The 9,808-nt window shown below is 63.7% G+C and carries 15 protein-coding genes and 1 pseudogene; 10 read left to right on the top strand and 6 right to left on the bottom strand.

What is annotated here, in order from left to right; genetic code table 11:
- The 6 genes from BLV20_RS31610 to BLV20_RS27695 form a co-directional block, all read left to right on the top strand.
- A partial coding sequence (locus tag BLV20_RS31610) for a hypothetical protein (RefSeq protein ID WP_218190316.1) occupies nucleotides 1-300 on the top strand: 300 nt, incomplete at its 5' end.
- A gap of 129 nt (nucleotides 301-429) precedes the next feature.
- Nucleotides 430-720: a DUF3077 domain-containing protein gene (locus BLV20_RS27715; protein ID WP_092305566.1), complete on the top strand. Its 291-nt coding sequence runs from the start codon at nucleotides 430-432 to the stop codon at nucleotides 718-720.
- Between the two features lie 105 nt (nucleotides 721-825).
- On the top strand, nucleotides 826-1,128 hold the full coding sequence (locus BLV20_RS27710; protein WP_092305565.1) for a type II toxin-antitoxin system HigB family toxin: 303 nt from the start codon (nucleotides 826-828) through the stop codon (nucleotides 1,126-1,128).
- A gap of 5 nt (nucleotides 1,129-1,133) precedes the next feature.
- Complete coding sequence (locus BLV20_RS27705) at nucleotides 1,134-1,505, top strand: helix-turn-helix domain-containing protein (protein WP_038575839.1); 372 nt, start codon at nucleotides 1,134-1,136, stop codon at nucleotides 1,503-1,505.
- Between the two features lie 210 nt (nucleotides 1,506-1,715).
- Nucleotides 1,716-2,432 (top strand): purine nucleoside phosphorylase YfiH/LACC1 family protein, encoded by a 717-nt coding sequence (locus BLV20_RS27700; protein ID WP_092305564.1) that lies wholly within the window; start codon nucleotides 1,716-1,718, stop codon nucleotides 2,430-2,432.
- 87 nt (nucleotides 2,433-2,519) lie between these two features.
- A complete protein-coding gene (locus tag BLV20_RS27695) occupies nucleotides 2,520-3,095 on the top strand; it encodes a hypothetical protein (RefSeq protein WP_092305563.1) in 576 nt (191 codons plus the stop codon).
- Nucleotides 3,096-3,104: 9 nt separating this feature from the next.
- On the opposite strand, the gene BLV20_RS27690 is transcribed toward BLV20_RS27695, so the two are convergent.
- From BLV20_RS27690 to BLV20_RS27675, 5 genes and pseudogenes are all read right to left on the bottom strand, one after another.
- Nucleotides 3,105-3,458, bottom strand: coding sequence for a gamma-glutamylcyclotransferase family protein (locus BLV20_RS27690; RefSeq protein ID WP_092305562.1), 354 nt, complete (start codon nucleotides 3,456-3,458; stop codon nucleotides 3,105-3,107).
- A 15-nt stretch (nucleotides 3,459-3,473) separates the two neighbouring features.
- Entirely contained in the window at nucleotides 3,474-4,568 is a 1,095-nt protein-coding gene (gene ddlA / locus BLV20_RS27685; protein WP_092305561.1) for a D-alanine--D-alanine ligase, read from the bottom strand.
- Between the two features lie 46 nt (nucleotides 4,569-4,614).
- Nucleotides 4,615-5,094 (bottom strand): GNAT family N-acetyltransferase, encoded by a 480-nt coding sequence (locus BLV20_RS27680; RefSeq protein WP_092305560.1) that lies wholly within the window; start codon nucleotides 5,092-5,094, stop codon nucleotides 4,615-4,617.
- 48 nt (nucleotides 5,095-5,142) lie between these two features.
- Nucleotides 5,143-5,250: pseudogene (locus BLV20_RS31190) on the bottom strand (lysine transporter LysE); the annotation flags it as partial.
- A 5-nt stretch (nucleotides 5,251-5,255) separates the two neighbouring features.
- Nucleotides 5,256-5,384: a helix-turn-helix domain-containing protein gene (locus tag BLV20_RS27675; RefSeq protein ID WP_256577894.1), complete on the bottom strand. Its 129-nt coding sequence runs from the start codon at nucleotides 5,382-5,384 to the stop codon at nucleotides 5,256-5,258.
- Between the two features lie 68 nt (nucleotides 5,385-5,452).
- Here BLV20_RS27675 and BLV20_RS27670 point away from each other — a divergent pair, with 68 nt between their 5' ends.
- The 3 genes from BLV20_RS27670 to BLV20_RS27660 all read left to right on the top strand — a co-directional run bounded on the left by BLV20_RS27670 (nucleotide 5,453) and on the right by BLV20_RS27660 (nucleotide 7,148).
- Nucleotides 5,453-5,794 carry a DUF190 domain-containing protein gene (locus tag BLV20_RS27670; RefSeq protein WP_092305559.1) on the top strand — a complete coding sequence of 114 codons (342 nt, stop codon included), beginning with the start codon at nucleotides 5,453-5,455 and terminating at the stop codon, nucleotides 5,792-5,794.
- A gap of 67 nt (nucleotides 5,795-5,861) precedes the next feature.
- Entirely contained in the window at nucleotides 5,862-6,671 is an 810-nt protein-coding gene (locus BLV20_RS27665; protein ID WP_092305558.1) for an AraC family transcriptional regulator, read from the top strand.
- 87 nt (nucleotides 6,672-6,758) lie between these two features.
- Nucleotides 6,759-7,148, top strand: a complete 390-nt coding sequence (locus BLV20_RS27660; RefSeq protein ID WP_092305557.1) for a cupin domain-containing protein — start codon at nucleotides 6,759-6,761, stop codon at nucleotides 7,146-7,148.
- 190 nt (nucleotides 7,149-7,338) lie between these two features.
- Here the strand turns inward: BLV20_RS27660 and BLV20_RS27655 are convergent, their stop codons facing one another.
- Entirely contained in the window at nucleotides 7,339-8,742 is a 1,404-nt protein-coding gene (locus BLV20_RS27655) for an MFS transporter (protein ID WP_092305556.1), read from the bottom strand.
- Between the two features lie 112 nt (nucleotides 8,743-8,854).
- Between BLV20_RS27655 and BLV20_RS27650 the strand changes: the two genes are divergently transcribed.
- Complete coding sequence (locus tag BLV20_RS27650; RefSeq protein ID WP_092305555.1) at nucleotides 8,855-9,739, top strand: LysR family transcriptional regulator; 885 nt, start codon at nucleotides 8,855-8,857, stop codon at nucleotides 9,737-9,739.
- Nucleotides 9,740-9,808 lie beyond the last annotated feature (69 nt).

The following is a 9,808-nucleotide window of genomic DNA, read 5'->3' as shown; positions in this document are numbered from 1 at the left end:
CTGCCGAAGGCTGCGATCGACCGGAACGGGCGCAGCGATCTTACTGGCGCCGAAGGCCCTTCGGGCCTTATCGCAGCCTTCGGCAGCGGCTACAGAATCCTTCATGGCTTCAAGAAATGCGCACATCCCACAGTCACAGAATGTCGCAGTAACAGCGTTGCGACTCCATCTCTTCCACCCTATGGTTCGACCATCGCTGCAAAACCAGCGAACAGGCTTGGCGGCCTGATAGAATCGAGGCGCACAAGCGCCCCCACCTTTGCAGGCGCTTTTTTTTGCGCCCGCATACCTGCGTTATGACGGGTTGCGTGGGAGAACCTTCGGGTTCGCCGGTTGCCTTGATTCCCGGTCCGCCAATCCTGCGTAACCCGTCACCCTGATCTGTTTGGCGGCAGACGGTGATGATTCTTCGAATCAAGGAGGTTCACCATGAAACACACCCTCAATCCGTCCCCTTCCTCCCTGCACACCCTCGGCGAAATAACCTTTGCCAATTGTGGCGAAGGTAAACGCCCATTGCTGCGGGTCAACGCCGACGTCCCCCTGGCCGACGCCCTGGAACACGCCTCGCTGCTGCTACATCTGGCAAAACAGTTGAGCCTGGATGCGGCCATGGAACCGCAGACGGACCGCTATGCTTGGGCGGCACATTACCTGGGTGAGATGGGTAAAGCGGTGATGGATGATGTGCACACCGCGATGACAGCAGGCGCTGGTTGAAACCGGGCAACACCTGTGGAACGGGCAGCATCGTTTGCTGTCCGTCCATCGCCTTGCTCTCTCACTCCATTGCTTAAGTCCCACGACGGGACTAGGATTCGAGCCATGAGGATTATCGCCGTCAGTCATTTGAAGACGTTCTGGGAAAAGCACCCGGATGTGGAACAACCGCTTCTGGCCTGGATAGATGAAGCGCGCAATGCCAACTGGTCCAACCCGGCACAGATCAAGGAGCAGTTTTGCAGCGCCAGCATTCTTAAAAGCCGTCGCGTGGTGTTCAACATCAAAGGCAATGACTATCGCTTGGTAGTCGCCGTGGCTTACCGCTTTGGCGCCCTCTACATCAAGTTCGTTGGCACTCACCAGCAGTACGACGCCATCGACGCCGACCGCGTTGAAATGGAGTAACGACCATGCAGATTCGCCCCATCCACACCGATCAGGATTACCGCGCGGCGCTCAAGCAAGTGTCGGTGCTGTTCGATAACGAGCCCGAACCCGGCACCGCAGAAGGCGACTACTTCGACGTGATGGTCACCCTGATCGAAGCCTACGAAGCCAAGCACTTCCCAATCGACCTGCCCAACCCGATCGACGCCATCAAGTTCCGCATGGAGCAATCGGGCCTCTCGGCCGCCGATCTGGCACCGGCCATCGGCCGCACCAACCGGGTCTACGAAGTGCTCAACGGCAAACGCGCCCTGACCCTGCCAATGATCTGGAAACTGCACCAACTGTTCGGCATCCCCGCCGAAAGCCTGATCAAGCCGGTGAAATCGGTCTGAGCAGTTCGCCCCTCGATCAGGCTTCCATGGCTCAGGCCTTGCACCCTCGCCCTTGGCGGGGGTTATTCCTGATCCCCCATAGACTCCAGCCTTTGATGATTTCAGAAGGCCCGAGCAGGCCAGCCGACCAACTGACCGCTCGCTGTCAGCAAAAGGACTCATGATCCCGCTATGCTCTGTGGCAGTCCACGGCAACAGAGCGAAGGTCCGATGAGTTTCCAGGCGCCAGTGTTGAAGCAGATACCGGGCATCCGTCACGAGTTTTCGCGTGCCGGGGCGTCAAAGCCCGCCAATCTGTTCTTCTGCTCCCAGGCCCATACCGGCGAGGTGGTCGAGGCCAGCACGACCCTGCCCAGTGGCATCATCCGCGGTGATGCGGTGTTTACCCGCACGGGACGGCCTATTGCCGTGATTACCGCCGATTGCCTGCCGCTGCTAATCAGCAGCGATGACGCCTCGTGGGTCGCCGCCGTCCATGCCGGCTGGAAAGGCCTGCACGGCGGCATCATCGATAATGTGCTGCAACACTTCGCCGCCAAGGGCATCGCCGCCCATCAACTGCGCGTGGCGTTCGGCCCGTCGATCAAGCCTTGTTGCTACGAAGTCAGCCCGGAGTTCATCACCACCCTGGCGGCCACCCAAGGCCATCTGTGGTCAGAGGAACAGACACCCTGGAGCCAGGCACGCCCAGCGCCAAAGCTGCCTCCGGAGATTGCCCCGCCAGCGCCGACCCGGCCGGACTCGCTGTGGTTCGACCTGGGCCTCTATGCCCTGAACCTGCTGCGCGCGGCGGGCATCGATGAGGAACAGATCGAGCACTGCGAGCATTGCACCTACTGCTCCAGCCCGACCCTGGCCAGCTATCGCCGTCGCGGCCACCGGGGCGAAGAAAAGTCCTTCCAGTACTCCTGGATCGGGCGTGCCTGAAACCGCATCTTCAGATTTATCCCGATAGGTCCCTGGCGCCGCACCGGGTTAATCTTGCGCGCCCTGTAGACCCACAAAGGAATGATTGTGTCTGACAAGACCTATGCCCCGCCTCAAGCCCGGCTGGCCACCGCCAGCGATGTACAGCGCCCTTTCTACGTAGTGTCCAAGACCAAGTTCATGACCCTGTTCATGCTGACCTTCGGCCTCTACCTGCTGTACTGGGCCTACAAGAACTGGCAGCAATTCAAGCAGGCCAGCGGACAACCCATGTGGCCCATCGCCCGGGCGATATTCATGCTGTTCTACACCCACGCGCTGTACCGCGAAGCCAATACCCTGATCAAGAAAAACGGCCGTCGCCATGACTGGCTACCGTGGGACCTGGCTTCGCAGTTCGTGGTGATACTGCTGATCAGCCACGGCCTCGATGGCATGTCCAATAGGCATCCCGACAATCTGTGGCTGGATATCGCCAGCGTGGCGCTGTTGCCGATCCAGGCGCTGGTGACCTTCAAGGGCCAGCGCGGCCTCAATGCTGCCGCCGGTGACCCGCAGGGCGAAAGCAACGCCCGGTTCACCCCGATCAACTATGTGTTCATGGCTCTCGGGGCAACGCTGTGGTGCACGATGCTCTACTCCATGGCTACCACTGTGAACTGACCCCAGGCCTTAAACGCTCACATACACCCACGCCTCGATCCCGGACTGCAGCACCACGCTCACGCGCTTGTAGTCCGCCACCTCGTAGCTGTCCGCCGCGGCCAGCTCCTGGGCAGTAAGGCGAAACACCGTCCCCGGGATAGGCGCGCTGGCCGCGCTACCCGGGCGCAGGATCGGATGATGGGTCTTGCCGCTGGTGGCCAGCACCTGGGGGTCGGTGATCTGCACCCAGGCCTGTTCATACCCTGGCAGCGCGTCCGCGCTGCCCTCCAGTTCGCGACCGAAATTGGCCAGTTGCACGGCCTTGTCCTGCAAGGTGCCGTAGGAAAACAGGTACTCCGACGCTTGGGTGGCAACGCTCATTGTTCACTCCGGAGTTCAGCGGCTGATTTTCAATGCCTGGCGCGCCGCATGGCGTTCCAGCGCCAGCTCGATCAGGCGGCTGACCAGTTCGCTGTAGGTCATGCCCGCGGCCTGCCACAGCTTTGGATACATGCTGATGCGGGTGAAGCCCGGCAGCGAGTTGATCTCGTTGATCAGCACTTCGCCGCCCTGGGTCAGGAACACATCGACCCGCGCCAGCCCCGAACAGCCCAGCACCTGGAACGCCTCGACAGCCAGGGCGCGAATGCGCTCGCTGACCTCTTCGCTGAGGTCCGCCGGCACCACCACCTGGGCCGCCTGGTCGTCTATGTATTTACTGTCGTAGGAATAAAAACCGCTGCCAACGACGATTTCCCCACAACCGCTGGCGATTGGCTGATCGTTGCCCAGCACCGCGCATTCGATTTCACGACCACTGACCGCCGACTCCACCAGGACCTTTTCATCGAAGCCCAGCGCCAGCTCGATGGCCGCCTTGTATTCCGCCTCGCTGGTGACCTTGCTCACGCCCACGGACGAGCCCTGGTTCGCCGGCTTGACGAACATCGGCAGGCCCAGTTTGCCCTGCGCCTGGGCAAAGTCGGTGCGCGCCGCGGTGGCCCGGTTCAGGGTGATAAAGGGCGTCACCGCCAGGCCGGCATCGCGCAGCAGGCGCTTGCTGATGTCCTTGTCCATGCACACCGCCGAACCCAGCACGTCGGAGCCCACGAACGGCAGGTCGGCCATGCGCAGCAGGCCCTGCAGGCAGCCGTCTTCGCCGAGGGTGCCGTGGACAATGGGGAAAATCACATCGACATGGCCCAGCAGTTCCTGGCTGGAGGTTTCCACCAGTTGCTGGCTGGCCTTGCCCGGCACCACCGCCAGTTCGCGGTTGGACTGGTTGAGGGCGATCAGCGCCGGGTTTTCCTGGTTGATCAGGAAGTTCGAGGTGTCGTTGAGGTGCCAATGGCCGTTTTTGTCGATGCCGATCAGCACCGGTTCGAAGCGCTCGCGATCCAGCGCATCGACGATGTTGCGCGCCGACTGCAGCGACACTTCGTGTTCGGCCGAACGGCCACCAAAAATAATCCCGACCCGCAGCTTGCTCATGGTTCGTTCCCGTTAAAAAAGTGGTTCAGCGTTTGTATCGGACCGCTCAAGCCGGCTGATGTCGCAGGTGAATCAGCGCCACCCGCTGATTCTGTTTGTTCCGGCGCTCTTCGATGGCGAACGGCACGAAACCGAGCTTGGGATACAGCAGCAGGCCCGCCACGTTGTCATTGAAGCAGGACAGGGTCACCTGCGCGGCCTGGTGCTTGTCCCGGGCGATGCGCAGCATTTCGCCGATCAGCTGCCCGGCGACGCCGACGCCGCGGGCCTCGGGAGCGACGATGAGATTGCCGATGGTGCAGGTGCCGTGGGTGCCCCATTGGTAGAAGTTGGCGAAACCCAGCACCTGGCCGTCCCGCTCGATCACCGTCGAATCGGATCGCTGGGCAATGGAGTCGCGCAGTTGCTCGTGGGTCAGCGGCCAGGTGGCCGCCGGAAAGAAGAAAAACAACTCGTCGGGATTACGGGCAAAACCGCAGATCCGTGGAACATCCCGATCCTGCACGGGGCGAAAAGTGAAGCTCATGTCCTGTCTCCTGACCCTGAAAATCCATGGAGTGTGCCCAGCCCGGTTTCAGCGATTGGTCATCAGATGGGCGCCGAACAGCAAGTAGCAACTGCCGGCAGAACGGTCCAGCCATTTGCCCGAACGACTATAGATGGCAGCCATGAGGGAGGACGCTGACGCTACTCCACCTCGGGCTCATGGATCAACAGATCGCCCGGCTGACACTCCAGGTATTGGCAGATCGCCCGAGCCGCAGACCTTGGATTTGACCCTGCGTCGGGTCCGTATCCCGCCCGGCAGAACGACATTGGACATAGCACTCCCGCCCTACCCCCGGGGCTATGCTGAAAGTAATGGAGGCCATTGGAGAACGCTGATGAACGGTTTCCTGGTGATTTTCTTCACCCAGCAGAATCGCCGCTACCACGGCAAAATGCTGGGGGACTGGCTCGTCGACCTGGCCAATGAACTGGGCCTGCGCGGCGCGACCATGAGTACCGCCATCGAAGGCTTCGGCCACACCGGCCGGCTGCACTCCGCCCACTTTTTCGAACTGGCCGACCAGCCCATCGAGGTCCGCCTGGCACTCTCCGAAGAGGAGTCGGCCCGGCTGTTCGAACGCCTGGAGGACGAGGACATTGCGCTGTTCTACATCAAGACGCCGATCGAGTTCGGCACCCTCGGCAAAGAGGCCAGGAAAGCCGGCGCGGGCGGATGACGCGCTGAAGACAGGTGCGCCCTCCTGGGTTACCGTACGGGCCTGACGTTGTGTCGAGGACAGCTCCATGGGCAAGCCCGCCCCCCGCAAAGACTGGGTTCACCGCGCGCCTCCCGCCCGTGGGCTGGAGCGTATCGAGGCGTTTTTCGCCGGGCATGGCTACGACCTGCACCGTCACGACACCTACGCCATCGGCCGCACGCTGTCGGGCGTGCAGAGCTTCCAGTACCGCGGCGGCTGGCGCCACAACCTGCCGGGCGGGACCATGGTGCTGCATCCGGATGAAGTCCATGACGGCGAAGCCGGCACCCAGGACGGATTCCATTACCGCATGCTCTACATCGAACCGGCGCTGATCCAGCAGATCCTCGGCGGCCAGCCGCTGCCCTTCATCAAGGACGGCCTGTCCACCGACCCACGTTTGTTCGCCGCCACCGATGCCTTGCTGCGCAGCATGGACAGCCCGCTGGACCCGCTGGAACAGGAAGACGCGCTGTTCGACCTGGCCCACGCGCTGAATGCCGTGTCGGGGGTGTCCCGGCCCAGGCAGCGCTTTGACTACCAGGCGGCGGAACGGGCGCGCGAATACATGCACAGCGCCCTGGACCAGAGCGTCACCCTCGACCAGTTGGCCAGCCACAGCGGCCGCGACCGCTGGAGCCTGTCGCGGGACTTCCGCCTGCTGTTCGGCACCAGCCCCTATCGCTACCTGACCATGCGCCGCCTGGACCTGGTCCGGGCGCTGTTGCTGCAAGGGCAGCCGCTGGTCAGCGCGGCGCTGCTGGCCGGCTTCACCGACCAGAGCCACATGACCCGGCAGTTCAGCAAGACCTACGGCCTGCCGCCGGCGCGCTGGTTGAAAATGCACGGCCGCTGAACGTCGCCCGGCACGCACAATCGTACAAGAACCTCGGCGCCGCGCTGCTTACCTTGGAGACCTGATCCCTCTTTACGGAACCGCACCATGCGCCCAGCCAGCCCCGCGCTCATCCCCTATCAGAGCCTGAACTTCGCTTACAAACTCAGCCTGTTCGACGATCACTGGCAAGCCCGGGTGATCGCCGAAATGAACGACTACCAGTTCAAGCTGGTGAAGCTGCAAGGGGACTTCATCTGGCACGACCACCCGGACACCGACGAGACCTTTATCGTCCTCGAAGGCCAGTTGCGCATCGACTTCACCGACGGCCAGGTGACGATCAACCAGGGCGAAATGTTCGTCGTGCCCAAGGGCATGAAACACAAGCCGTACGCCGAACAGGAGGTCAAACTGCTGCTGATCGAACCCAAGGGCGTGCGCAACACCGGCGAAGAAGGCGGCGAGCGCACCGCCGCCAATGACGTGTGGATCTGAGTTGCCCCGGGGTTGAGCCTCTGTAGCCGCTGCCGAGCGAAGCGAGGCTGCGATCGGCAGCGCAGCGGCCGTAAAGACGGGCAATGCGTTTCTCAAGGCAAACCGCATGCGCAGGCTTGGCGAGGACTGCGTCCTGGTTCGCAGCCTCGCGGTGCTCGGCAGCGGCTACAGCACCGTCATCTGCTGCCACTCAACCGCGTTCGGCGGCTGCCGTCAGGCCTTGGCCTGTCGGCACCCGCAAACGCATGGCTAACAGCGCCCCCAGCAAGGCGAGCAAGGCGCTGGCGCCTACCGCCTGCTCGATGCCGGCCGCCGGTGAGCCGCCCAGCCCGGCGTTGGCCAGCGACACCAGCAGCGCCAGCCCCAGCGCGCCGCCGATCTGCTGGCTGGTGGAGGCAATACCCGCCGCCACGCCCTGCTCGCCCGGCGCGATGCCCTGCCCGGCCGAAACCCACATGGCGGTCCAGGTCATGCCCTGGCCGATGCTCAGCACCACGATGCCCGGCATCAGGCTCCAGAAACCCGCCCCGTCGGGCAGCGCCACATACACCCCGCCAATGCCCAGTGCGCCCAGGAGCAAGCCGCTGACCAGGGTCGCCCGCAGCCCGAAGCGCAGCAACGAACGTTCGGCCAGCCAGATGCCCACGGTGCACAGCAGTGTCGCCGGCAAAAACGCCACGCCGCTTTGCAGCACGCTGTAGCCGTAGACCTGCTGGAAGTACAGGGCGAGGAAGTAGTACTGCACGCCGAAACTGCTCATGAACAAGGCCGTAAGGAACATCGCCAGGCGCAGCTCGCGATGGGCCAGCAGGCGCAGCGGCATCAGCGGGTCGTGGCCACGCTGCTCGATCCACACAAACACCCCGAGCAGCAACAGCGCCAGCGCCCCGCAGCCCAGGGTCGCCGGGGCGCTCCAGCCCCATTCCGGGCCCTGGACGATAGCGAACACCAGCAGCGTGCCGCCCACCGTCACGGTCAAGGCGCCGCTGAGGTCGAAACGCCGGCCATGCTCGCGCTGGCCATCGGCCGGAATCCAGCGTCGGGCCAGCAAGGCACAGGCCCCAGCCAGCGGAACGTTGACCAGAAACACCGCCTCCCAACCCCACCATTGGGTCAGCACGCCACCGAGCAACGCGCCCAGGGCCAGGCCCGCCGCCGAGGCCGCGCTCCACACCGCGAACGCCCGGTTGCGCGCCGGCCCTTCGGCGTAATGGCTGTTGATCAGCGCCAGCGTCGCCGGGAACAGCATGGCCCCGCCGACACCCTGCACCGCCCGCGCCAGCACCAGCAGCAGCGCGCTGCCGCCCAGGCCGCCGGCCAGCGAAGCCAGGGCGTACAGGCTTTGCCCGACGATATAGAAACGCCGCTTGCCCAACAGGTCGGCCGCCCGACCGCCCAGCAGCAGGAAGCCGCCGAAGGCCACGCTGTAGGCGCTGACCACCCATTGCAGCTGTTGCGCGGAAAACCCCAGGTGGCTGCCGATCTCCGGCAAGGCGACGAAGACGATGGTCGCGTCCAGGGCGATGATCAGCTGCGCGCAGGCCAGCAGGAGCAGCATCCAGCCTGACGGCCTGGCTGAAGAGGTGGCGGGCATCACGTCGAGTCCTTGTGTGGAAAATAAAGGGGATGAATCCAGGACCCTCAGTTTCTTTGATGCCGATTAGATGATAAATACCGTCATTGCTCTTTCAGTGATGACTTTAATCATGGATCTGAATGCCGTTCGTTTGCTGGTCCGGGTCGCCGAGACCCGCAGCTTTACCCGCGCCGCCGGCGATCTGCGGCTGACCCAGTCCGGCCTGTCGCGGGCCATTTCGCGCCTGGAGCAACAACTGGGCGTGCGCCTGCTGCAACGCAACACCCGCAGCGTCAGCCTGACCCCGGACGGCCAACTGCTGGTGGAGCGCGCCACGCCGCTGCTGGCCGAACTGGCGCAGACCGAAAGCCTGCTGCTGGACCGCCGCGACTCGCCCACCGGGCTGCTGAAGATCAGCACGCCATCGCTGTTCGGACGCAAAGTGGTGATGCCGCTGATCGGCCGCCTGACCGAGCAATACCCGGACCTGAGCATCGAAGCGGTGATGACCGATCGGCTGGTGGACATCGTCGACGAAGGCTTCGACGCCATCCTGCGTACCGGCGAGATCCAGGACCAGCGCCTGATTGCCCGGCCCCTGGCGCCGCTGCGTTGGGTCACGGTGGCGTCCCCGGCCTACCTGGCGCGCCATGGCACGCCGCAGACGGTGGAAGAGCTGCAACAGCACAACTGCCTGACCGTGCGCAATTTACGCAGCGGGCGCCTGGTGGACTGGCAATTCATGCGCGACGGCAAGGTGCGCGATGTCAGCGTGCCCAGCCGGCTGATCTTCGATATCGGCGACGCGCTGGTGGACGGTGTGCTGGGGGGCTTCGGCATCGCCCAGTTGATGAACTTCGCCGTCGACGACGCCCTCGCCGACGGCCGCCTGGTGCCGATCCTGCAGGCCTTCTCCGGACGCAGCCGGGCGCTGTCGCTGGTCTACCCGCCGTCGCGCCAGTACTCGCCCAAACTCAAGGTCTTCGCCGACGCCCTGAATACCGTCAGCTGGTAAGCCCGCCTGTAGCCGCCCGTAGCCGCTGCCGAGCACCGCGAGGCTGCGATCGACTGCGCAGCAGGCGCC

The organism is Pseudomonas sp. NFIX28 (genome assembly GCF_900107395.1).
Lineage (GTDB): Bacteria > Pseudomonadota > Gammaproteobacteria > Pseudomonadales > Pseudomonadaceae > Aquipseudomonas.
This window is presented reverse-complemented; position numbering and strand designations above follow the sequence as displayed.